We start from the raw sequence: 20,979 nt of genomic DNA, 5'->3' as shown, positions 1-20,979 counted from the left end.
TTGACGAGCTTGATGCCGCATACCAGACAGGTGGTCGAGTTCGTCGCAAGGCCCACGACTAAGGGTCGCGGACCATAGCGATCCCCGTTCTACCGCGAGATTCCGCGGCTAGATCGAGAACCCATCCACTCCTTTTGGCCTATAACCCCCCGCATCCCAGGGGAATCGGCGTCGCGGAGGCTTGCTCCCCACGCATTGTTCGAGGCTTGCTCCGCGCGCATTGTTCCCGGTAACATCCAGGCAGGCGCCGGCGCGGTCGTGTGCACCTCGAGGAGGAGGGTGCAGAAGTGCCGTCAACGAAAACGATATCGATCCGTCGCGAGGGTCACTACGGCGCCTGAACCGCTTGCGGGATCTCAGGATCCCGCTGCCTTCGTGCGCCTTCTCGGGCCATGCGCGAGGCACGACCCCCGTGACATCCACCATGGACAAAGGAGTGCAGCAAGTGAGATCACGACACATCCGTCCCCGCGGGCGGCGACGCCGCGCAGCGGCGGCTCTCGGCATCGCGACGCTGATCGCGTCGTCGGTCACGCTGGCCGGCCAGGTCGCCTATGCGGCACCGGAGGCCGTCGCGGCGCCCGTCCCGGCGGAACTCGGCACCGCGCCGGAGCCGCCCGCCGTTCCCGCCAGCCTCCTGCCGGATGGGCGATTCGTGGAGGATGCCTCCGGCTGGACCAGCCAGCGCGGTGGCACGCTCGCCCTCAGCGACGACGCGGCGAGCGGCGCGCACTCGCTCTCGGTGACGAATCGCGAGAACACCCAGTCGGGTCCGTTCGCCGACGTCGCGGGGAAGCTCGAGCTCGGCGCGACGTACCGCATGACCGGGAAGCTCAAGTACGACGAGGGCGCCGCCGCACAGCAGTTCAACTTCACGTTCTGCCCGTCGAACTTCAACGGGTGCGTCGACTACGGGAACTTGTTCACCAAGGGCCAGTGGGGCACGTTCACGCGGGAGTTCACGGCCGAGGATCGTCACGTCGCGGCGTCGTGGTTCTTCGTCGAGACGCCGTGGGGGTCGTCGGCCCTTCAGGATTTCAAGGTCGACGAGCTCTCGCTGGTGAAGATCGCCGACGCTCCTGAGGCGCCGGCGTACACGAACCTGGAGTCGGTCCAGACGAAGCCGATCGGCGACCACAACCCCCTCGTGGGGCACAAGTTCGGGGCCGATCCGCACCACCTGATCTACAACGGCCGGCTCTACATCTACTCCACGGACGACACCCAGCAGTACGAGGCGAACAGCAAGGACGCGAACGGACTCCCGACCCAGCCGAACGGGTACGGAGCGATCACCCGTCTGAACGTCATGTCGACCAGCGACATGGTCAACTGGGTCGATCACGGCAGCGTGCCGGTCGCGCGCGAGGGAGGTGCGGCCCCGTGGGCGCGCAACTCGTGGGCGCCCGCGGCCATCGAGAAGGATGGCAAGGTCTACCTCTACTTCTGCGACAGCGGCACAGGGACCGCGGTCGTCGTCGGAGGGTCGCCGCTCGGCCCCTGGACGGACCCGGTGGGCAAGAAGATCATCCCCGACACGGTTTCGCCCGAGTACATCGCGAACGGCGGCTTCCCCGCGGGCATGTGGCTGTTCGACCCCGAGGTGTTCATCGACGACGACGGTCAGGGGTACCTGTACTTCGGCGGCAACTCGGTCATCGGCACGAGCCCCAACCAGCAGGGGCCCCAGAACCCGAAGTCGACGCGCGTGGCAAAGCTGGAAGACGACATGGTGACGCTCGCCGGCGACCCCGTCGAGATCGATGCCCGGGCATCTTCGAGGCCTCGAGCATGTTCAAGCACGATGGCCGGTACTACTACTCGTACTCGTCGAACTTCCAGGTGACGCCAGAGCCCGGCAAGTACCCCGAGCGCGGAGCGATCGCATACATGATGACGGACGATCCGATGGACCTGTCCTCCGCGAAGTACGCGGGTGTGGCGTTCCAGAACCCCGCCGTGCACTTCGGCGCGGGCAACGGCGGCAACAACCACTCCGACATGTTCACGTTCAAGGGCGAGACGTACCTCACCTACCACGCCCAGACCCGCGGTGCCGCGTGGGCCGCGGCGCTCGGCACGCCGGGTGCCACCCAGGGATACCGCTCGGTCCACATCGACAAGCTCGAGTTCAACGAGGACGGCACGATCAAGCCGGTCCAGGGCACGCGCGCAGGCGTCGATCAGGTCGAGAGCTTCGATCCGTATCGCACGTTCGAGGCAGAGACGCTCGCGTGGCAGCTGGGCATCAGCACCGAGCAGGCCGACGCCCCGTCCGTGGAGTTCCCCGAGCACAACGGCGGCGGCAACATGCTGCTCGCCGACGTGAACGACGGCGACTTCGCCGCGGTCGCCGGCGTGGAATTCGGCAACGGGGCGAAGACGGTGTCCGCACGGGTCAAGCCGCTCGTCGAAGGCGCCAGCGTCCAGGTGCGCCTGGACGATGTCGACGGGCAGGTCGTCGCGGAGATCCCGGTCGACGGCACGCTCGGGGAGTGGACGACGGTCGAGGCGCCGGTCACCGGCGCGACCGGCGAGCACGACGTGTTCTTCGTGTTCGCCGGGGCGGATGGCGCGGCAGCGGACGCGGATCTGCTGGAGGTGGACAACTGGGCGTTCGCGGCGGACGACGCGCTCGCCTTCACCGTCGAGGTGCTCGACCGCTGCCTGGCCGGCAAGCAGATCATGCAGACCGTGCGGGTGGTGAACGAGGACGATGTGGCGGCGACCTTCGTCGTCGAGTCCGCGTTCGGGCGGCGTGAGCTGGGCGCCGTCGATCCCGGTGCCGCGAGGTCGGCCGCGATCAACACGCGGCACTCGCAGGTCGACGCGGGCTCGCTGACGGTCACGGCGACGGCGACCGTGGACGGAGAGCAGGTCGAGGTGCAGCGCGACATCCCGACCGAGGCCGCCAGCTGCGGCTGACGTCGCGCGCGGATGCGGGGCCGGTCGGGAGTCTCCGACCGGCCCCGTGCCGTTGCACCGAGCGCCGCACCCCCGCTCCATGTGCCGAACCCGCGCCGAGCGCCGCGCCGCCGCCGCCCCTCTCGGCGCCAGCGAACACGCTCGGCGCCAGCGCACACACTCGGCGTCAACGGACACGCTCATGCAACCCCTCGACGCGCGTGGCGCGCTCTCGATAGCGTCGCAGGCATGACCAAGACGAGTGCGAGCATCCTCATCCTCGGTGCAGGCGGCGATCTCACGAAGCGGCTCCTGCTGCCCGGGCTGGCGAGCCTTCTCACCCGACGCGAGTACGACGTCCAGGTCATCGGGGCGGGCCTCGACGACCGCAGCGATGTGTGGGACGAGATCGTCCGCACGAGCTTCGAAGCCGCCGACGTCGGAGCCGACCCCGACGCGCTCCTCGATTCCACCGAGTACATCCCCGCCGACGCGACGAGCGCCGAGGACCTGAAGCGCCTCCTCGATGCGTGCGCGCACACGCCCGTCATCTACTTCGCGCTGCCGCCCGCGGTGAGCGCCAAGGTCTGCGAGGCTCTGCGCGAGGTCGAGGTGCCCGAGGGCACGCGACTCGCTCTCGAGAAGCCGTTCGGGACCGACCTCGAGAGCGCGAGGCGTCTCAATCGCCTGCTCACGCTGCTCGTCCCCGAGGAGCAGATCTTCCGCATCGACCACTTCCTCGGGATGTCGATGGTGCTGAACGTGCTGGGCCTGCGGTTCGCGAATCGCGTGCTCGAGGGCGCATGGCGTGCGGAGCACGTCGAGCGCGTCGAGGTCGTCTTCGACGAGACGCTCGCGCTCGAGGGCCGTGGCGGGTACTACGACAGCGCGGGCGCCCTCGTCGACATGCTCCAGAGCCACCTGCTCGAGGTGCTGTCGCTCGTCGCGCTGGAGCCGCTCCCGCGACTCGACCAGGCCGAGCTCCGCTCCAACATCGCGCAGGTGCTGCGCAGCACCCGCGTCTGGGACGATGACCCCGTCGCCGCGTCGAAGCGCGCGCGGTACACGGCCGGGCGAGTCGGGGAGCGGGACCTCCCGTCCTACGTCGACGAAGAGGGTGTGGACCCGGCCCGCGAGACCGAGACGCTCGCTCAGATCACGTGCGCCGTCGACACGCCGCGCTGGCGCGGGGTGCCGTTCGTCCTCCGGTCGGGAAAGGCCATCTCGGCCGATCGCACCACGGTGACCGTCCGCTTCAAGCCGGCGCCGGAGATCCCGGGCTTCATCGGCGAGCCGAAGAGCGACAGCATCGTGCTCGACCTGCTCTCGGGCGAGGTCGCCCTCGACCTGTCCATGAACGGGAGCGGCGATCCGTTCACTCTCGAGCAGACGCGCCTGTCCACCGACAAGGCCCCGGGCGACCTCCTCCCGTACGGGCAGGTGCTCGAGGGCATCCTCGACGGCGACCCGCTGCTCTCGGTCCGCGGAGACATCGCGGAGGAGTGCTGGCGCATTGTCGCCCCGGTTCTTGAAGCGTGGCGCGAGGGTCGCGTGCCGCTCGAGGACTATGCGGCCGGCAGCGCGGGCCCCGACGGATGGGGGACCGCGGCGGGCTGACCCGTCACTCGACCGGGTCGCGAGCGGGCAGGGGCGTCCCCGAGCTCTCGCGCGCCTCGGCGGGCGTCGGCTCCTTCTCGCGCGTGCCGGTCGCCTCCGCATCGCCTTCGCTCTCGCCGCGCACGTGCGGGGCCAGGTCGTCGCGCCCGCGTCGCGCGATGTCGATCGCGTCCGCGGCGCGGACCAGCGCGAGGTGGGAGAGCGCCTGCGGGGTGTTGCCCATCTGCCGACGGCGCACGGGGTCGTACTCCTCGGCGAGCAGCCCCACGTCGTTGACGGCCTCCAGGGCTCGTGCCATGAGCGCCTCGGCGTCCTCGAGGCGCCCCGACCCCGCGTACTGCTCGACGAGCCAGAAGGAGCACGCGAGGAACGGATGCTCTTCGCCAGCGAGACCGTCGACCCCGGACGAGGTCCGATAGCGCAGCAGCAGCCCGTCCGCCATGAGGTCCTCCTCGATCGCGGCCACCGTGCCCGTCATGCGTTCGTCGTCCGGAGCGAGGAATCCGATCTGCGGCAGCTGGAGCAGCGCGGCGTCGACCTCGTCGGTGTCGTAGTGCTGCCGGAACGAGCCGCGCCGCTCGTCGAATCCGCGCGCGAGGATCTCCGCGCGGATGGTGTCGGCGAGCTCCTGCCACCGGTCCGCGTCACCGGGCAGGCCGAACTCGCGCACACCGCGCGCCCCGCGATCGAAGGCGGCCCAGACCATCGCGCGGGAGTGCGTGAAGTGCCGCTCGTCGCCGCGGATCTCCCAGATCCCGTGATCCGGCCGCTGCCAGTTGTCGGCGAGGAACGCCAGCAGCGCCCGCTGCAGCGGCCACGACGCGGCTGTCTCCTCGAGGCCTGCGACGCGAGCGCCGTGCAGCGCCACCATGACCTCGCCGAAGATGTCCCATTGACGCTGACGGTATGCGCCGTTGCCGATGCGCACCGGTCGAGCGCCGCCATGGCCGCGCAGTCCTTCGAGCTCGAACTCCGGCAGGCGGCGCTCGCCCCCGATCCCGTACATGATCTGCACATCCGCGGGATCCCCGGCGATGGCGCGCAGCAGCCATCCGCGCCATTCCTCCGCCTCCTCGCGGTAGCCGTGCGTGAGCAGCACGGCGATCGTGAGCGCCGCGTCGCGCAGCCAGACGTACCGGTAGTCCCAGTTGCGCACGCCGCCCTCGGTCTCGGGCAGGCTCGTCGTGGCGGCCGCCGAGATGCCGCCGGTGTCCTCGTCGGTGAGCGCCCGGAGCACGAGCAGCGAGCGTCGCACCTCCTGCGCGTACGGGGCGGGCGGCGCACTGCGTCGCGCCCACTCGCGCCACCAGTCGAGTGTCAGATCGAGCGCTGCGTCGACGTCGAGCGGCTTCGGCGGATGACGATGCGACGGGTACCACGTGAGCACGATGTCGATCGTCTGCCCCTCCGACACCGCGTGCTCACCGCGGTGCTCGAGGCCCTGCGCCCGCACACGCGGCCCGCGCCGGATGATCGAGTCGGGCCCCGCTGTCGCGAGGATCGCGGGTCGGTCTCCGTACTCGATCTGACGGACCCAGGGAAGGGCGGCGCCGTAGTCGAATCGCACCGCGAACCGCTCCGTGAACGCGACCGAGCCGCGCAGCCCGCGGATGCGCCGCACGAGATTGGGCCGGCTGTCGCCGAGCGGCATGAAGTCGAGCACCTCGGCCTCGCCGTCGGGCGTCTGCCAGGTGGTCCGCAGAACGAAGGTGTCCTCGATGTACGAGCGTCTCGACGTCGCCGTCTCGTCGACAGGGCGGAGAGACCAGCGGCCCGCGCGCTCGTCGTCCAGGAGTGCGGCGAACAGAGAGGAGGAGTCGAAGCGCGGCAGGCAGAGCCAGTCGATGCTGCCCGTCCGCGAGACGAGCGCCGCGGTGTGGAGGTCGCCGACGAGTGCGTAGTCCTCGATGGGGGCGGATGGTGCCGCCTGCGGTGGGCGCGGATGGTGCGAAGCCATGCGCCCCACCGTAGGCGGGCACGGAGGCGAGCGAAACGCCCTTGCGCTCAGCGGTTGGAGTCGCGCAGCGTTCCGGTGAGCTCCTCGCCGGGCATGTAGGCCATGCACTGGATGAGCCGGTCGGCGACCGAGGGGTCGCTCCACGTGTCCTCGAGGGGCGTGAGGTAGGTCACGTAGAGCTCGGACTGGTCGTAGGGGAGCCCGATGAAGGCCTCGAACGCCTCGCCCGTGCAGCCTTCCTCCGCCGCGGTGTCGACGGCGGCCTCGCCGGGCCACTCGCCGTCCTCCATCTCGAACTCGTGGTAGACCTCGGAGTCGTGAGGCTCGTCGCACGGGACGACCTCGATGTCGGTCACCTCGCCTTCGGCGGTGGCGCCGGTGCAGTCGCCGACCTCGAGCGAGAAGACGTCGACCGTCCCGCCCTCGGTGACTTCCTGCGTCTCCTCGTCGCGCGCGGCGGTCTCGCCGTTGAGCAGGTTGGCGATGCTCGAGCACCCGCCGAGCGAGAAGGCCAGGGCGACGGCGGCGCCCGCGACGAGGACGCGACGGGTCGGGTTGGTGCGAATCATGGGGTCACTCTCCTGTGTGCGTAGGTCGGGGCACCAGAAGCCTCACGCCCGCACCCCACTCAGAACGCTACGCGTCGCCTCGATCCTCGCGCAAAGCGAGCAGGCTCGGAAGAGCCCTTCCACGCGGCGGCGCTCAGGCGTCGAGGTCGTCGACGCCGGGCATCCAGCTCACGCCAGGACGGCCCCACCCGCGCTTCTTCGAGATCTTCTGCGCCGTCTTCCAGTCCCGCTCGGAGAGGCGGTCGACGTAGACGACGCCCTCGAGGTGGTCGAACTCGTGCTGCATGATGCGCGCGCGCCATCCGTCGACCTCGATGCGGACCGGAGCACCCTCGAGGTCGATCCCCGTGACGACGACCCGGTCGGAACGGCGCAGCGGGAAGCGCTCGCCGGGGAACGAGAGGCAGCCCTCCGACTCGAGGTCCTCGTCGGGGTCGCCCGGCTCGAGCGGCACCATCCAGAGCTCGGGGTTGATGATCTCGCCGCGCCAGGGGTTCCCGTCGTCGTCCTCGTACGTGTAGGTGTAGATGCGCAGGCCGACGCCGACCTGCGGCGCCGCGAGGCCGACACCGGGCGCGGCGTCCATGGTCTCGTACATGTCGCGGACGAGCGTGCGGATCTCGTCGGTGATCTCGTCGACGGGCGAAGCGGGGGCGTGCAGGACGGGATCGCCCCAGATGCGAATCGGCAGAACGGCCATCCCTTCAGGGTAGTCGGCGCGATCGGGCGTTAGTCTCGGTGGGTGACCTGGGGAACCTCGGAGGCCATGAGCCTGGCAGCGGCGGACATCGGCGAGCAGCTCGTCGGCGCATTCGAGAACCCCGGCCTGCTGCTCGGCATCCCGCTCGCGATCGCGGGTGCCGTCTTCATGTCGCTCGGCGCCCAGTACCAGAGCCGCGGCGTGAAGAAGGTCGAGCGGCTCGCCGGCGCCGAGGGCCGCGCAGGCCTCGGGGCCGCGCACCTCCTGCGCCTCATGTCCCGCCCGTCGTGGATCATCGGGACGATCCTGCTCGGCGTCGCGATCATCTGCCAGCTGAGTGCTCTCGCCGTCGCACCGCTCATCGTCGTGCAGCCGCTCGGCGCGATCTCGCTCGTCATCACGACCCTGCTGAACGCGCAGATCACGGGTCATATGCCGACCCGGAACTCGATCACCGCCATCGGCCTGTGCGTCGGCGGCATCCTCGTCTTCGTGCTCGTCGCGGCGCTCTTCGCAACCGAGCGCTCGATCACCGACTTCGAGCTGCTCGTGGTGCTCGCGATCCTGCTCGCCGTGATCATCCTTCTCGGCGCGGCTTGGCTCATCCTGCGCCGCCGGATCGGCGCGCTCTTCTACATCACGGCCGCCGGCGCGCTCTACGGGTTCGTCGCGACGCTCGCGAAGATCGTCATCAAGCGCTTCCAGGCCGGCGACGTGGACTGGACCGTCTGGCTCTGCATCGTCGCGCTCGTCGCGGCCGCTGCCGCGGGCGGGTACTTCGTGCAGACCGCGTACGCGTCGGGGCCGCCCGACCTCGTGATCGCCGGCCTCACGGTGATCGACCCGATCGTCGCGGTGCTCATCGGCGCGATCGTCCTCGGCGAGGCGGCGAATGCCCCGCTGTGGGCGCTCATCGTCTTCGTCGTGGTCGGCGCGGTCGCGTCGCTCGGCGTCTTCCTCCTCGCGCGGCACCATCCGCAGGTCGTCAGCGAGAGCCAGGAGCTGTCGATCCGACGCGGCTCGGATGGCGCGGACGGCGACCGAGCGGATGGCCAGAGCGGGTCGTCGGCGCTGGACGCGCTGCGCGCGGCGCGCGACCCCGAGGATCTCCTCTCGCGGCGCAACGGGCCGCGAGACGGCGACGAGGGCTCCGGCCTCGACGCGCGATAGGCTCTAGGGCTGTACGGGGCGGTGGCCAAGCTGGTTAAGGCAGTGGGCTCATAACCCAACGATCGTCGGTTCAAGTCCGACCCGCCCTACCATTTCGGCCCTGGCGATCTGCGCCGCCCTCCCTCCGGGCGGGGCGTCTGTCCCCCATACGGCCGATGGCACGCGCATCCGCCGCTGCGTATGGTTCCCCTATGTGGAACGGGGGCGCCTGGGCCGATCGATCCGATCGGAGCGTGCGGACGCGCAGCTCGCGTGTGTTCGCCATCGCTTCCATCGTCGCGACGCTGGCCATTCCATTCCTGTTCTGCATCTACTTCTCGGTGTACTTCTCCTTGGGCGGCCCCGCCCCGTCGCCGACGTCGGATGAGATCATCGCGTACGAGTTAGCGGCCGGGATCGCGGTCGCCGCCTCCGTCGTCGCAGGTGCCGCAGCCGTCTTCCGAGAATCGGCCTGGAGAGTCGTCGTCGCGATGCTCCTCGCCGTGCTGGTGCTCGGGGCCGCGTACGTCTTCGCGGTCCCTCATCTCCGATGGGCGCCTGCGCCGGCGCCGGCGACACACGAGCTTCCCGGCGACTACGTCCCGTGCTATGGCGAGGGCGACCCGAACTGCGCCGCCGGCTGAGGACAACGACGAACGAAGCGCCGTGCGTCTGGCCGCAAGCGCTCGACCCGCGCTACCCTTCGAGAACGACGCAGGAGGGGGTGCCATGACCTGGATCGAATGGACCTTGGTCGCGCTGATCGCGGCGCCGATCGTCGGGGGTTTCATCTGGGTGCTCGTGCGCGAGCGCAGGTCGGCCTCGCTTCCCGGTGACGAGCAGCCGCTCGCTGAGGACGTCCGGACGAAGTACGACGTGGACATCGCCCGGATCCGCGCGTCGCAGGGGTACACCGGCGGGACCGGCGCGAACGCCGGCGGTGGCGTGTGACGGAGGGCGCTCAGACTCTCCCGCGGACGATGCCGTGCCAGTACAGCTGGGGGAGCACCCACCGATCGAGTGCGAACCACCACGGGCGCGGCCGGAGCGGGTCGAGCAGCGGGATGGTCCGCATGACGCGGTGAGTGCGGCTGTCGTACTCGCCGAAGACGAGTGCGCGCCGCGACGTCGTGATCGGTGCGACGGTATAGCCGTCGTACTCGAGGAGCGGCCGACCGGAGCGGCGCCGAGGGATGTTCTCGACCACCGTCTTGACCTGGTGACGGAGTGCGCCGCCCGTGCGGGCATCGCCGAGGTCGGCCGCGTCGCCGAGTGCCCAGATGTGCGGATGGTCGCGGTGCTGCAGCGTGCGTGGGTCCACGTCGACGAATCCCTGCGTCTGCTCGCCGGCGAGCCCCGATTCGCAGACGAAGGCGGGAGCGCGGTACGGCGGGAGCAGATGAATGAGGTCCGCTGCGATCCGAGCTGTTCCCTCGGGTCCGTCGACGGCCAGCGCGTCCTGTTCGATGCTCTCGACGCGCGTCGAGGCCAGGACCTCTATTCCGTAGTCGTCGATCGCCGTCCGGATGGCCCCAGCGATCTCATCGACGGGATGGAGGCGGTCGGCGTCGTGCACGAGCACGACCCGGACGTCGCTGAGAACGCCCCGGCGTCGCCAGTGGTCGCAGGCCAGGAAGAGAGGTTTCAGCGCGGTCTCACGACCCGAGGCGGGCTGCCCGTGCAGCGTGAACAGGGCCGTCCCGCGGTCGAGAGCGCGGATCCTGTCCCAGGTGCGCTCGACATGCTCGAGCTCGAACGATGTGCACGCGATGCCGTCTCGAAGCGCCCGCCGCGCGCCCGGGAGCGACTCCCAGTCGGTCTCGGCGCCGCACGCGATGACGACATCCCCAGCGACGACGACCGTGCCGTCCGCGAGCATGACCTCCCGTCGGCCCGCATCGACCCGCTGCGCCGCCGACGGATAGAGGCGCACGCCCTGGGGGACAAGCGAGGTCTGCGCCCGCACGAGTTCGTCACGCCGAGCGAGACCGCCCGCGACGTAATTCTGCAGCGGTTTGTAGACATGGTGCGCCGACGGCTCGATGAGCGCGACGTCCGGGCATCCGCGCTTCCGCAGTCGCGCAGCGAGCGACATGCCCCCGTTTCCGCCGCCGATCACTATGACGTCGTGACGTCGCGGGCTCCGAGCAACCGTCTCTGCCATGTCTCGAGGGTCGAGGACACCGCGGGATGTGTCGATGGGGTTGACGTCTCCGCGCGGCGCAGCGAGCATCCGCGAACGGAGCCGCCGGGCATCCACTAGATTCGCGTCGTGAGCCGAGAGACAGCGAGTCGCATGATCCGCACGATCGTCGTCGTGTGCACGGGGAACATCTGCCGGTCGCCGATGGGGGGAGGTCGTGCTGCGCGACCGCTTCGCATCCGCCGGGATCGACGTCACGCTGCGCTCAGCCGGCATCAGCGCGGAGGAGCTCGGAAACCCGATCGACCCGCGCGCGGCATCCGTTCTCGCCGAGAGCGGCTATCGGGTCCCGACCCGGACCGCGCAGGTCGTGAGCCATGACGACCTCGACGCCGACCTGCTGCTCGCGATGACGGAGCTTCACCGCGCGTCGCTTCTGCGCCAGGGTGCGGACCCCGCGCGCACCCGTCTGTGGATGGAGTTCGTCCCCGGTGCCGAGACTCGCGATGTCACGGATCCCTGGTACGGCGACCGCTCCGACTTCGAGGAGACGCTCTCGCTCATCGAAGCCGGAGCACCGGCCATCCTGGATCTGGTCCGGGAGTCTCGCGCGGTCACGCCGGCGGAGTGATCAGTCCGCCATCGAATCCAGGATGCCGCGCAGCGCCTCGATGGTCGTGCGCGGGTTGATGATGGCGAAGCGGGCGTTCGTCCGCCCCTCATGCCCGCTCGGCGTGACGAAGGCGCGCTGCTCGTCGAGCAGACGAGCGGACCAGTCCTCGTAGTCATCCTTGGACCATCCGTCGCGCTCGAACACCACGACCGAGAGCTGCGGGCGGCGCAGGAGCGTGAGATACGGACGCCGCTCGATCTCGTCGGCGATCTCCTGCGCGAGCTCGAGGGACGCGGAGATGGCCGAGCGGTACGCTGCGGCGCCGTAGGAGGCGAGCGAGAACCAGAGCGGGAGCCCGCGCGGGCGGCGCGTCAGGTGGGCGGCGAAGTCCGACGGGCTCCAGTCGGCCTTCTCTGTGAGCGTGTCGAGGTACGCGGCGTGCTGAGTGTGCGCACGGCGCCCCTTCTCGGGGTCGCTGTAGATGAGCGCGCACGCGTCGAACGGCGCGAAGAGCCACTTGTGCGGGTCGACGATCACCGAATCCGCATGCTCGACGCCCGCGAAGAGGTGGCGATGGGATGGCGCGAGCATCGCCGAGAGACCGTACGCGCCATCGACGTGGAGCCAGATGCCCCGTGCGCGCGTCACCTCGGAGATCGACGCCACATCGTCGACGATGCCGAAGTTCGTCGAGCCCGTCGTCGCGACGACCGCGAACACGCTCTCGCCGTGCTCGTCGAGCGCCGCCCGCACGGCGTCGCCGCGCAGGACTCCGTCGGCATCGGGCGCGACACCCACGACGTCGACGTCCATCACCCGGGCCGCCGATGCGATCGAGGAGTGCGCCTCCTCGCTGCAGACGACCTTCCAGCGGGCAACCGTGCGCCCCGTCGAGCGCGCAGACTCCCGCGCGGCGACGAGCGCCGAGAGGTTGCCGAGCGTGCCGCCCTGCACGAAGACCCCGCCGGCGGTCGCGGGCAGGCCGAACTCCGCTGCGAGCCACGACAGCACCTGGTTCTCGGCGTAGACGGCGCCGGCGCCCTCGAGCCAGGACCCTCCGTAGAGCCCGCTCGCCGACACGACGACGTCGAATGCGGCGGCCGCCTTCGTCGGCGCACACGGGATGAAGGAGAGGTAGCTCGGGTCGTCTGTCGTGATGCACGCGGGCGCGAGCGTCTCCGTGAAGTGCGCGAGGGCCTGCTCGGCACCGAGGCCCTCCTCGCTGATCGTCTGTCCGACGAGGGCGTCGAGTGCCGCCTCGGTCTGCGGCTTGTCGAGGGGGGTGTCCTCCGCGAGGAGTCGCTCGCGGGAGTAGCTCAGCACGAGGTCGACGACCTTGCGGTTCTCGCCGGTGATCTCGTGCATGCGCGTCGCGGATGTCGAGGTGCTCAATGTGGCTCCTTGTCGAGGGAATGGGACTTCGGTGCAGTATGGTGCACGGTATGGATGTGACGACGACGGCCCTGTCTGCGGCGATCGGCGCGCGCGTGCGCCAGGAGCGGCAGGCCCGCCGCTGGACTCTGGACGCGCTCGCTGAGACCGCGGGCGTGAGCCGTCGCATGCTCGTGAACGTGGAGCAGGGCGCGACCAACCCGAGCGTCGGGATCCTGCTCCGGATCAGCCAGGCGCTCGGCATCGGGCTGCCCGCCCTCGTCGAGAATCCGCAGGTCGCCGCCGTGAAGGTCACGCGCAGGGGCGAGGGATCGATTCTGTGGCGCGGCGACAGGGGAGGGGTGGGGGTCCTCCTGTCGGGAACCGAGTCGCCCGACGTGCTCGAGCTCTGGGACTGGACGCTGCAGCCCGGAGAACGGCACGAGAGCGAGGAGCACGCGACCGGGACGAAGGAGCTCCTGCAGGTGCTCGACGGCGACATCGAGGTCACGGTCGGCGAGCAGACTCACCCGCTCGCCACCGGCGATGTCATCGCCTTCTCGGGCGACGCGCCGCATGCGTACGCCAACCCCGGCTCGGCCCCGGCGCGGTTCACGCTTTCCGTCTTCGAGCCGGGCGTCGGATCGCCGAAGGCCTCCGAGACGCACGGCGACTGACCTACCGGCGCGCACGGCGCTTGAGGGTGTACGTCGCCGCGGTCGCGCTCGAGGCGTACTCGTCCTGCGTGAGCAGGCCGACGCGCGAGTTGCGACGTCCGTACGCGAGGTACAGCACGGCGCCGACGGCCAGCCATGCGCCGAAGACGATCCAGGTGGTGAGCCCGAGGGTGACCATGAGCAGCAGGCAGAAGAGGAAGCCCAGGACGGGCACGACGGGGTACAGCGGAACGCGGTACGTCCGCTGCAGGTCAGGGCGGTTGCGTCGAAGGTAGATCACGGAGAGGTTGACGAGCGCGAACGCGAAGAGCGTGCCGATGCTCGTCGCGTCCGCAAGCTGGCCGAGCGGAATGAGCGCGGCGGTCACGGCGATCGCGACGCCCACGATGAGCGTGTTCGCGACCGGTGTGCGCGTCCGCTCTGAGACGCGGCCGAAGACGGATGGCACGAGGCCGTCGCGCGACATCGTCAGCAGGATGCGGGTCTGGCCATACAGGACGGTGAGCACGACGCTCATGATCGCGACGATCGCACCCACGGCGAAGAGAAGCGCGATCCACGGCTGGTGCGTGATGTCGACGAGGATGCCGACGAGCGTCGCCTCGGCATCGCTGAACTGCGTCCACGGCTTCGCGCCGATCGCGGCGATCGCGACGAGCATGTAGAGCCCGGTGACGATGACCATGGACATGATGATGGCGCGCGGAAGGTCGCGCCGCGGGTCCTTCGCCTCGTCGCCCGCTGTCGAGGCCGCGTCGAACCCGATGTACGAGAAGAACAGCCGCGACGCGCCCGCCGCGATGCCGGCGGCGCCCATCGGCGCGAGGGGCTCGAAGTTGCCGCCCTGGAATGCGGTGAACGCCACGACGATGAAGAGCACGAGGATGCCGATCTTGATGATGACCATGATCGTGTTGGCCCACGCGGCTTCCTTGGCGCCGCGCAGGAGGAGCACCGTCCCGAACAGCACGACGACCGCGGCCGGTACGTTGAAGACCCCGCCCGCACCCGGAGGCTGCATCCACATGGCCGGTATCTCGATCCCGAACATCAGGAGGGTGTCGTTCACGTACTGGCCGGCTCCCACCGCGATCGCGGCGACCGACACGCCGTACTCGAGGACGAGGCACCAGCCGCAGACCCAGGCGATGCCCTCGCCCATGGTCGCGTAGGAATACGAGTAGCTGGAGCCGGAAACCGGCACGGCCCCGGCCATCTCGGCGTACGACAGGGCGGAGAGGAACGCCGCGACGCCTGCGAGCAGGAAGGCGATCCACACGGCCGGCCCCGCCATGGGCACAGCCGTGCCGAGGACGACGAGGATGCCGGTGCCGAGCGTCGCTCCCACGCTGATCATCGTGAGCTGCCACACGCCCAGAGATCGGCGGAGCCTCTGACCGGGGTCGTGTCCCTCGCTGTCGGAGAGGATCGCGTCGATCGACTTCCGTCGCAGCAGCTGGGTGCCGAGCGGCAGCGCGGTCGTGGTGGTGGAGGGCGGCGTCGTCGCCTGATTCGTCATTGAACAGCTCCCTTCGAAAGCTCCGCCCACTATAGAGCACGGCAGTGCGCACTCCGCGCACAGCAGTGCATCATCGGATGCGCGTGAGAACATCAGTGACAGCGAGGCGGGCGGATGGAACGACACGCTTGTGATTTGACGCGCGGGCGGGTCATAATGCAGGGAGAACTGAAGAGGAATCGCCGGATCGCCCGGTCAGGTCGTAGGGGAAGACGCACCTGACGAACGGAGAAGATCATGGCGACACCCATCGCGCGCGGAGTGGTCTATATCCACTCGGCGCCACGAGCGCTGTGTCCGCACCTGGAGTGGGCGGTCGGCCGATCTCTCGGCCGAGCCGTCAACTTCGAGTGGCAGGACCAGCCGGTGCTGCACGGCGCGCGTCGCACGGAGTACTACTGGGAGGGTCCCGCCGGCACCGGCGCCGCCCTCGCGACCGCCATCCGCGGATGGGAGCACCTCCGGTTCGAGGTCACGGAGGATCCCACTCCGCGCAGTGACGGCGGCCGCTGGATGCACACGCCCGATCTCGGCATCCACTACGCGCAGATGGACTCGGCGGGCAATGTCGTGATCCCCGAGGATCGCGTTCGCTACGCGATGGAGATCGCGGGCTCCGACCCGTTCGAGCTCCGTCGCGAGCTGGACGTCGCCCTCGGCAGCGCATGGGATCAGGAGCTCGAGGCCTTCCGCACCGCCGGCGACGACTCGCCGGTCGTGTGGCTGCACCAGGTCGGCTGAGCCCGCGGCGGGAGCCGCGTCCCGCCGTCCACAGACTGCAGACGCCCCAGGAGAGAACTCCTGGGGCGTCTCGCTGTCCGCTGTGGGATCAGCCGTCGTACGAGGCGAACGCGATGACCGCGTTGTGTCCGCCGAAGCCGAACGAGTTGCTGATCGCGAGCTGGGGGCCGTCGCCGAGCGGCTGAGGCTGGCCGGACAACTTGAACGGCACCTCGGGGTCCTGCTCGGTGATGTTGATCGTCGGGGGAGCGACGCGGTCGCGCAGCGCGAGCACCGTGTAGACCGCCTCGAGAGCGCCCGTGCCGCCGAGGAGGTGCCCGGTGGACGCCTTCGTGGCGGAGACAGGGATCTCGTCGATGCGGTCGCCGAACACGCGCTTGAGGGCGACGTACTCGTTCGGATCGCCGACCGGCGTCGAGGTCGCGTGCGCGTTGATGTGGGTGACGTCGTCGGGCTGAGCGCCCGCGACCTCCAGAGCCTGCTGCACGGCGCGCGCCGCACCCCAGCCCTCGGGGTCGTTGCCCGTGATGTGATACGAGTCCGCGGTGACGCCGCCTCCCACGAGGTACGCGTAGATCCGCGCACCGCGGGCCTTCGCGTGCTCCTCGGTCTCGAGCACGAGCGCGGCCGCGCCCTCGCCCATGACGAAGCCGTCGCGGTCGATGCTGCCCGGACGCGATGCCGTTGCGGGATCGTCGTTCCGGCGCGAGAGAGCCTGCGCGGAGGCGAAGGAGGCCACCGTGATCGGGTGGATGGCCGACTCGGCGCCGCCGGCGATGACGACGTCGGCGAGCCCCTGCTGGAGGTGCTCGTACGCGTTGTAGAGCGACTCCGTGCTCGATGCGCAGGCGCTCACGACCGTGCGCGCGTACGCCTTCGCGTTGAACTGCAGCGAGAGGTTGCCGGCAGCCGCGTTCGGCATGAGCATGGGCACCGTGAGCGGCATGACGCGGCGGGGGCCCTTCTCACGAAGGGTGTCCCATGCGTCCAGCAGCGTCCACACGCCGCCGATGCCGGTCGCGAAGTCGACGCCGAGGCGCTCGGGCGCGACCTCGGGCTCTCCGGCGTCCGCCCAGGCCTCGCGTGCCGCGATGAGCGCGAACTGCGTCGAGGGGTCGAGGCGCTTGGCCTCGTGGCGGGGGAGCACCTCCTCGGGCCGGACGATCGCCTCAGCGGCGAAGGTCACCGGGAGCTGGTACTTCTCGACCCAGTCGTGCTCGAGCGTGCGGGCGCCGGAGACGCCTGCGAGGAGATTGCGCCAGTTGTCCTCGACGTTGCCGCCGATGGCGGACGACGCGCCGAGGCCCGTGACGACGATGCGCTTGGTCATGGCTTGGTTCCCTGTGTTCCTCGGAAGTGCAGATCGGGCGTCACGCCGAGTCGGCGCGACCGCGCGGCGTGACGCCCGGAAGCCTCACTGGTTGGCGGTGATGAAGTCGACGGCGTCCTTCACCGTCTTGAGGTTCTTGACCTCCTCGTCGGGGATGGTCACGCCGAACTTCTCCTCGGCGTTGACGACGATCGTCATCATCGAGATCGAGTCGATGTCGAGGTCGTCCGTGAACGACTTCTCGAGGGCGACCTCGGAAGCGTCGATGCCGGTCTCGTCGGTGATGAGCTCAGCCAGTCCGGCGAGGACCTCGTCGTTCGTGAATGCCATGGGTTTCTCTCTTTCGGGGTTGGGTGATCAGAATCCGGGTCGGGAACCGCCCATCAGTCTAGAGGCGGAGGCGGCCCGATCCGTGGAACGTCAGGGCAGGACGACGACCTGAGCGGCGAAGACGAGCCCCGCGCCGAAGCCGATCTGGAGCGCGAGACCGCCCGAGAGCTCGGGGTTCTCCTCGAGCAGGCGATGCGTCGCGAGCGGGATGGACGCGGCAGACGTGTTGCCCGTGTCGGCGATGTCACGAGCGATCGCGACCGTGTCGGGCAGCCCGAGCTGCTTGGCGAACTCGTCGACGATCCGCATGTTCGCCTGGTGGGGGATGAACGCCGCGAGGTCCGACGGCTCGACGCCTGCGGCCTCGAGCGTCTGCTTGGCGACCTTCGCCATCTCCCACACCGCCCAGCGGAAGACCGTCTGGCCCTCCTGGCGCAGCGTCGGCCACTCCGCCTCGCCGTCGCGGAACGCCGTGAGCGTCGCGTTCATGCGCACGGCCTCCGACTTCGACCCGTCGGAGCCCCACAGGGTCTGGGACACCCCGGGCGTCTCGCTCGGGCCGAGCAGAGCGGCACCCGCACCGTCGCCGAGGAGGAACGAGATCGAGCGATCAGTGGGATCGACGATGTCGCTGAGCTTCTCCGTGCCGATGACGAGCGCGTACCGCGCCGCGCCCGAGCGGATCAGCGCGTCGGCCTGCGCCACCGCGTAGCAGAAGCCCGCGCACGCGGCGTTGATGTCGTACGCCGCGGCCGGGTTCGCGCCGACGCGGTCGGCCACGATCGCCGAGACGGATGGCGTCTGCCGCGGGTTGCTGATCGTGGCGACGATGACGAGGTCGATCTCGGAGGGATCGACGCCCGAGCGCTGGATGGCCTCGGTCGCCGCGTCGGCCGCGAGCTCGACGGCCGTCGTCGCCTTGTCGGCGCGCACGCGCGTGATGATGCCGGTGCGCTGGCGGATCCACTCGTCGCTCGAGTCGATCGGCCCGACGAGGTCGTCGTTGGGCACGGCGTTCTGGCCGCGCGCGGCGCCGTAGGCGTAGATGCGCGAGTGGGCGCTGCCGGTGGCTTCCTTCAGCGTGGGGGTCGTCATCCTGCTCTTCTTCTCCTCACTCACGCGAGCAGCGCCGCTGCCGCGTCGAGATCATCCGGGGTCTTCACCGCGACCGTCGGCACGCCCTTGAGCCCGCGCTTCGCGAGCCCGACGAGAGCGCCCGCGGGCGCGAGCTCGATGAGCCCCGCGATCTCCGCGTCGGCGAACGATGTCATGCACAGGTCCCACCGCACCGGGTGGCTCACCTGGTGGACGATGAGCTCAAGCGCACGGCGCCCGGTCGCCACCGTCGTGCCGTCGCTGTTGGTCCAGAGCGGGAGCGCGGGATCGCCCACTTCGGCGATCCCCTCGACGGCCTCCTGCAGCGGGCCCGTGGCGGGAGCCATGTACGACGTGTGGAAGGCGCCGGCCACCTGAAGCGGGATGACCCGCGCTCCACGCGGAGCGGACGCGGCGAGGCCGGCGAGAGCGTCCGTCGCTCCGGCCGCGACGATCTGCCCGCCGCCGTTGTAGTTGGCGGGCTCGAGGCCCGCGTCGGCGATCGCCTGGAGCACCTGCTCCTCGACGCCGCCCACGACAGCGCTCATGCCCGTCTCCGCCTGGGCGGCCGCCTCGGCCATCGCGCGGCCGCGCAGGCCGACGAGCCGCATGCCGTCCTCGAATCCGATCACGCCGGCGGCGACGAGCGCGCCGATCTCGCCGACCGAGTGGCCAGCCACCCCGCCCGGGGCGGACGCGCGCGCCTGCAGGGCCTCGTACGAGACGAGGCTCGCTGCGACGATGAGCGGCTGAGCGACCCGCGTGTCGCGGATGCGGTCGGCGTCCCACTCCGTTCCGGCCGCGATGAGGTCGACCTGAGCGGCGTCGGAGGCGGCCTCGAGGCGCTCGCGCACCCCGTCGAGCTCGAGCCAGGGGCTGAGGAATCCGGGCGTCTGGGACCCCTGTCCGGGGAATGCGGCGACGATCACTTGACCATCATGCCAACCGGAACGGCGGCTCGCTGGCGAGATCGTCACAAGAATCCCCGGATCCGTTGTGCGTGGCGGACACCTCGGATGGTCATCGTCGCCCGTCGCGCGGACGGCGGACCGGGCGCCGGACGGCATCCTTGGGGCCGATCGAGCCGAGGATGAGCGCCGTCTGCAGGATGAGCGCCTCACGCGGGCCGGTCGCGTCCCAGCCGATCACGTCGCTCACGCGCTTGAGGCGGTAGCGCACGGTGTTCGGGTGCACGAACAGCTCCCGCGCGGTCGCCTCGAGCGAGCGCCCGTTGTCGAGGTAGCTCCACAGCGTCGTGACGAGGTCGGTGGAGTGCGCCTCGAGCGGGCGGAAGATCCGCTCGATGAGGGTCTGCTTCGCCAGCGGGTCGCCCGCGAGCGCGCGCTCCGGAAGGAGGTCATCCGCCTCGACCGGGCGCGGCGCATGACGCCACGCACGTGCGACGGCGAAGCCGGCGAGTGCTGCGCGGGCGCTGCGGCTCGCGTCGACGAGGGCCGGGACGGCCGGACCGAGGACGAGGTGCCCGGAGCCGAAGCAGGGCTCCAGCGCATCGGCGATCTCCACGAAGCTCAGCTCGCCGTTCGGCTCCGACTGCTCCTTGCCGGGGGCGTGCGCTCGGCCGAGCACGAGCACGAGGCGCGAGCCCTGCACGCCGATGAGCACGTCGACCCCGAGCTTGCGCGCCGTGCGCCGCACCTGGTCGACGTCGAACAGCGGGGGAGTGGTGCCCACGAGCACCGACACCTCGCCGTGTCCGTGCCAGCCGAGTGCCGCGATGCGGCTCGGGAGCTCCTCATCGGTCTCGCCCGTGAGGATCGAGTCCACCACGAGCGCCTCGAGTCGGGCATCCCAGAGTCCGCGCGACTCCGCGGCCCTGGCGTAGACGTCGGCCGCCGTGAACGCGACCTCCCGCGAATAGAGGAGGATCGACTCGCGCAGCTGCTCGCCGCGTCCGACGACGCGCTCTTCCATGACATCCACGGTCGCGCGGACGAGCTGCAGGGTCTGCTGGAGGCTGACGCTGCGCAGCAGCTCGCGCGGGGCCGCGTCGAAGATGTCCGCGGCGATGGAGGGTGTGCTCGTCGGATCCTCGTACCACTCGATGAACGAGCTGATCCCGGCCTGCGCGACGAGCCCGACGGCCGACCGACGGGCCGGAGGCATCTCGGTGTACCAGGGCAGCGACTCCTCGAGGCGCTGCAGCACGGCGGTGGCGACGTCGCCGGAGATGCGGCGCAGCCACGCCAGCGTCGCCGCCTTGTCCATCGTCGCCCTCTCCTCCGTCGACACAGGGGCGGGGCCCC

Annotated in this window: 20 protein-coding genes and 1 tRNA gene; 10 read left to right on the top strand and 11 right to left on the bottom strand. The window is 70.2% G+C overall.

Going from position 1 to position 20,979, the window contains the following annotated elements:
• Nucleotides 1-445: 445 nt before the first annotated feature.
• The 3 genes from ACOWU6_RS09790 (at nucleotide 446) to ACOWU6_RS09780 (ending at nucleotide 4,521) form a co-directional block, all read left to right on the top strand.
• Nucleotides 446-1,846 carry a family 43 glycosylhydrolase gene (locus tag ACOWU6_RS09790; RefSeq protein WP_421075560.1) on the top strand — a complete coding sequence of 467 codons (1,401 nt, stop codon included), beginning with the start codon at nucleotides 446-448 and terminating at the stop codon, nucleotides 1,844-1,846.
• Nucleotides 1,792-2,925: a carbohydrate-binding protein gene (locus tag ACOWU6_RS09785; protein WP_421075559.1), complete on the top strand. Its 1,134-nt coding sequence runs from the start codon at nucleotides 1,792-1,794 to the stop codon at nucleotides 2,923-2,925. Before ACOWU6_RS09790 ends, ACOWU6_RS09785 begins: the two co-directional genes overlap by 55 nt.
• Nucleotides 2,926-3,153: 228 nt before the next feature.
• Nucleotides 3,154-4,521, top strand: a complete 1,368-nt coding sequence (locus ACOWU6_RS09780) for a glucose-6-phosphate dehydrogenase (protein ID WP_421075558.1) — start codon at nucleotides 3,154-3,156, stop codon at nucleotides 4,519-4,521.
• A gap of 4 nt (nucleotides 4,522-4,525) precedes the next feature.
• On the opposite strand, the gene ACOWU6_RS09775 is transcribed toward ACOWU6_RS09780, so the two are convergent.
• The 3 genes from ACOWU6_RS09775 to def form a co-directional block, all read right to left on the bottom strand.
• Nucleotides 4,526-6,478: a glycoside hydrolase family 15 protein gene (locus ACOWU6_RS09775; protein WP_421075557.1), complete on the bottom strand. Its 1,953-nt coding sequence runs from the start codon at nucleotides 6,476-6,478 to the stop codon at nucleotides 4,526-4,528.
• Nucleotides 6,479-6,525: 47 nt separating this feature from the next.
• Nucleotides 6,526-7,047: a septum formation family protein gene (locus tag ACOWU6_RS09770; RefSeq protein ID WP_271171883.1), complete on the bottom strand. Its 522-nt coding sequence runs from the start codon at nucleotides 7,045-7,047 to the stop codon at nucleotides 6,526-6,528.
• 133 nt (nucleotides 7,048-7,180) lie between these two features.
• Nucleotides 7,181-7,747 (bottom strand): peptide deformylase, encoded by a 567-nt coding sequence (gene def, locus ACOWU6_RS09765; protein ID WP_271171882.1) that lies wholly within the window; start codon nucleotides 7,745-7,747, stop codon nucleotides 7,181-7,183.
• Between the two features lie 66 nt (nucleotides 7,748-7,813).
• Between def and ACOWU6_RS09760 the strand changes: the two genes are divergently transcribed.
• The 4 genes from ACOWU6_RS09760 to ACOWU6_RS09745 all read left to right on the top strand — a co-directional run bounded on the left by ACOWU6_RS09760 (nucleotide 7,814) and on the right by ACOWU6_RS09745 (nucleotide 9,847).
• Nucleotides 7,814-8,917 carry a DMT family transporter gene (locus ACOWU6_RS09760; protein ID WP_421075564.1) on the top strand — a complete coding sequence of 368 codons (1,104 nt, stop codon included), beginning with the start codon at nucleotides 7,814-7,816 and terminating at the stop codon, nucleotides 8,915-8,917.
• A gap of 15 nt (nucleotides 8,918-8,932) precedes the next feature.
• A tRNA-Ile gene (locus ACOWU6_RS09755) sits at nucleotides 8,933-9,009 on the top strand.
• Nucleotides 9,010-9,150: 141 nt separating this feature from the next.
• Nucleotides 9,151-9,540, top strand: coding sequence for a hypothetical protein (locus ACOWU6_RS09750; RefSeq protein WP_421075556.1), 390 nt, complete (start codon nucleotides 9,151-9,153; stop codon nucleotides 9,538-9,540).
• A gap of 85 nt (nucleotides 9,541-9,625) precedes the next feature.
• The gene (locus ACOWU6_RS09745; protein WP_421075555.1) at nucleotides 9,626-9,847 is read left to right on the top strand and encodes a hypothetical protein; all 222 of its coding nucleotides are present in this window, start codon (nucleotides 9,626-9,628) and stop codon (nucleotides 9,845-9,847) included.
• Between the two features lie 10 nt (nucleotides 9,848-9,857).
• Here the strand turns inward: ACOWU6_RS09745 and ACOWU6_RS09740 are convergent, their stop codons facing one another.
• Nucleotides 9,858-11,060 carry an NAD(P)/FAD-dependent oxidoreductase gene (locus ACOWU6_RS09740; RefSeq protein WP_421075554.1) on the bottom strand — a complete coding sequence of 401 codons (1,203 nt, stop codon included), beginning with the start codon at nucleotides 11,058-11,060 and terminating at the stop codon, nucleotides 9,858-9,860.
• A 196-nt stretch (nucleotides 11,061-11,256) separates the two neighbouring features.
• Between ACOWU6_RS09740 and ACOWU6_RS09735 the strand changes: the two genes are divergently transcribed.
• Nucleotides 11,257-11,670, top strand: coding sequence for a low molecular weight phosphotyrosine protein phosphatase (locus ACOWU6_RS09735; RefSeq protein WP_421075553.1), 414 nt, complete (start codon nucleotides 11,257-11,259; stop codon nucleotides 11,668-11,670).
• Here the strand turns inward: ACOWU6_RS09735 and ACOWU6_RS09730 are convergent, their stop codons facing one another.
• Nucleotides 11,671-13,017: a pyridoxal phosphate-dependent decarboxylase family protein gene (locus ACOWU6_RS09730; protein WP_421075563.1), complete on the bottom strand. Its 1,347-nt coding sequence runs from the start codon at nucleotides 13,015-13,017 to the stop codon at nucleotides 11,671-11,673.
• Nucleotides 13,018-13,094: 77 nt separating this feature from the next.
• Here ACOWU6_RS09730 and ACOWU6_RS09725 point away from each other — a divergent pair, with 77 nt between their 5' ends.
• Nucleotides 13,095-13,700 (top strand): helix-turn-helix domain-containing protein, encoded by a 606-nt coding sequence (locus ACOWU6_RS09725; RefSeq protein WP_282977759.1) that lies wholly within the window; start codon nucleotides 13,095-13,097, stop codon nucleotides 13,698-13,700.
• A 1-nt stretch (nucleotide 13,701) separates the two neighbouring features.
• Here the strand turns inward: ACOWU6_RS09725 and ACOWU6_RS09720 are convergent, their stop codons facing one another.
• Complete coding sequence (locus ACOWU6_RS09720) at nucleotides 13,702-15,219, bottom strand: APC family permease (protein WP_421075552.1); 1,518 nt, start codon at nucleotides 15,217-15,219, stop codon at nucleotides 13,702-13,704.
• A 237-nt stretch (nucleotides 15,220-15,456) separates the two neighbouring features.
• On the opposite strand from ACOWU6_RS09720, the gene ACOWU6_RS09715 reads away from it, so the two are divergent.
• Nucleotides 15,457-15,960 (top strand): DUF3145 domain-containing protein, encoded by a 504-nt coding sequence (locus ACOWU6_RS09715; protein ID WP_271171878.1) that lies wholly within the window; start codon nucleotides 15,457-15,459, stop codon nucleotides 15,958-15,960.
• An 88-nt stretch (nucleotides 15,961-16,048) separates the two neighbouring features.
• Here ACOWU6_RS09715 and ACOWU6_RS09710 read toward each other — a convergent pair whose 3' ends face one another.
• The 5 genes from ACOWU6_RS09710 to ACOWU6_RS09690 all read right to left on the bottom strand — a co-directional run bounded on the left by ACOWU6_RS09710 (nucleotide 16,049) and on the right by ACOWU6_RS09690 (nucleotide 20,941).
• Nucleotides 16,049-17,290: a beta-ketoacyl-[acyl-carrier-protein] synthase family protein gene (locus ACOWU6_RS09710; protein ID WP_271171877.1), complete on the bottom strand. Its 1,242-nt coding sequence runs from the start codon at nucleotides 17,288-17,290 to the stop codon at nucleotides 16,049-16,051.
• Between the two features lie 84 nt (nucleotides 17,291-17,374).
• On the bottom strand, nucleotides 17,375-17,620 hold the full coding sequence (locus tag ACOWU6_RS09705; RefSeq protein ID WP_271171876.1) for an acyl carrier protein: 246 nt from the start codon (nucleotides 17,618-17,620) through the stop codon (nucleotides 17,375-17,377).
• 90 nt (nucleotides 17,621-17,710) lie between these two features.
• Complete coding sequence (locus ACOWU6_RS09700) at nucleotides 17,711-18,715, bottom strand: beta-ketoacyl-ACP synthase III (RefSeq protein WP_271171875.1); 1,005 nt, start codon at nucleotides 18,713-18,715, stop codon at nucleotides 17,711-17,713.
• Between the two features lie 20 nt (nucleotides 18,716-18,735).
• Nucleotides 18,736-19,644 (bottom strand): ACP S-malonyltransferase, encoded by a 909-nt coding sequence (locus ACOWU6_RS09695; RefSeq protein ID WP_421075551.1) that lies wholly within the window; start codon nucleotides 19,642-19,644, stop codon nucleotides 18,736-18,738.
• Nucleotides 19,645-19,735: 91 nt separating this feature from the next.
• The gene (locus tag ACOWU6_RS09690; RefSeq protein WP_421075550.1) at nucleotides 19,736-20,941 is read right to left on the bottom strand and encodes a PucR family transcriptional regulator; all 1,206 of its coding nucleotides are present in this window, start codon (nucleotides 20,939-20,941) and stop codon (nucleotides 19,736-19,738) included.
• Nucleotides 20,942-20,979 lie beyond the last annotated feature (38 nt).

Origin of the sequence: Microbacterium sp. SA156 (genome assembly GCF_049065455.1) — a bacterium.
Taxonomy (GTDB): domain Bacteria; phylum Actinomycetota; class Actinomycetes; order Actinomycetales; family Microbacteriaceae; genus Microbacterium; species Microbacterium barkeri.
The sequence above is the reverse complement of the archived record's forward strand: the minus strand, read 5'-3'. Positions and strand labels throughout refer to the sequence as shown.

Excerpts from the sequence above, each read along its gene's own strand:
- ACOWU6_RS09715 (WP_271171878.1), top strand. The coding sequence starts at position 15,457 with ATGGCGACACCCATCGCGCGCGGAGTGGTCTATATCCACTCGGCGCCA.
- ACOWU6_RS09725 (WP_282977759.1), top strand. The coding sequence starts at position 13,095 with ATGGATGTGACGACGACGGCCCTGTCTGCGGCGATCGGCGCGCGCGTG.
- ACOWU6_RS09740 (WP_421075554.1), bottom strand. The coding sequence starts at position 11,060 with ATGGCAGAGACGGTTGCTCGGAGCCCGCGACGTCACGACGTCATAGTG.
- ACOWU6_RS09705 (WP_271171876.1), bottom strand. The coding sequence starts at position 17,620 with ATGGCATTCACGAACGACGAGGTCCTCGCCGGACTGGCTGAGCTCATC.
- ACOWU6_RS09745 (WP_421075555.1), top strand. The coding sequence starts at position 9,626 with ATGACCTGGATCGAATGGACCTTGGTCGCGCTGATCGCGGCGCCGATC.
- ACOWU6_RS09700 (WP_271171875.1), bottom strand. The coding sequence starts at position 18,715 with ATGACGACCCCCACGCTGAAGGAAGCCACCGGCAGCGCCCACTCGCGC.
- ACOWU6_RS09760 (WP_421075564.1), top strand. The coding sequence starts at position 7,814 with ATGAGCCTGGCAGCGGCGGACATCGGCGAGCAGCTCGTCGGCGCATTC.
- ACOWU6_RS09780 (WP_421075558.1), top strand. The coding sequence starts at position 3,154 with ATGACCAAGACGAGTGCGAGCATCCTCATCCTCGGTGCAGGCGGCGAT.
- ACOWU6_RS09690 (WP_421075550.1), bottom strand. The coding sequence starts at position 20,941 with ATGGACAAGGCGGCGACGCTGGCGTGGCTGCGCCGCATCTCCGGCGAC.
- ACOWU6_RS09785 (WP_421075559.1), top strand. The coding sequence starts at position 1,792 with ATGTTCAAGCACGATGGCCGGTACTACTACTCGTACTCGTCGAACTTC.
- ACOWU6_RS09770 (WP_271171883.1), bottom strand. The coding sequence starts at position 7,047 with ATGATTCGCACCAACCCGACCCGTCGCGTCCTCGTCGCGGGCGCCGCC.
- ACOWU6_RS09730 (WP_421075563.1), bottom strand. The coding sequence starts at position 13,017 with ATGCACGAGATCACCGGCGAGAACCGCAAGGTCGTCGACCTCGTGCTG.
- def (WP_271171882.1), bottom strand. The coding sequence starts at position 7,747 with ATGGCCGTTCTGCCGATTCGCATCTGGGGCGATCCCGTCCTGCACGCC.
- ACOWU6_RS09710 (WP_271171877.1), bottom strand. The coding sequence starts at position 17,290 with ATGACCAAGCGCATCGTCGTCACGGGCCTCGGCGCGTCGTCCGCCATC.
- ACOWU6_RS09775 (WP_421075557.1), bottom strand. The coding sequence starts at position 6,478 with ATGGCTTCGCACCATCCGCGCCCACCGCAGGCGGCACCATCCGCCCCC.
- ACOWU6_RS09720 (WP_421075552.1), bottom strand. The coding sequence starts at position 15,219 with ATGACGAATCAGGCGACGACGCCGCCCTCCACCACCACGACCGCGCTG.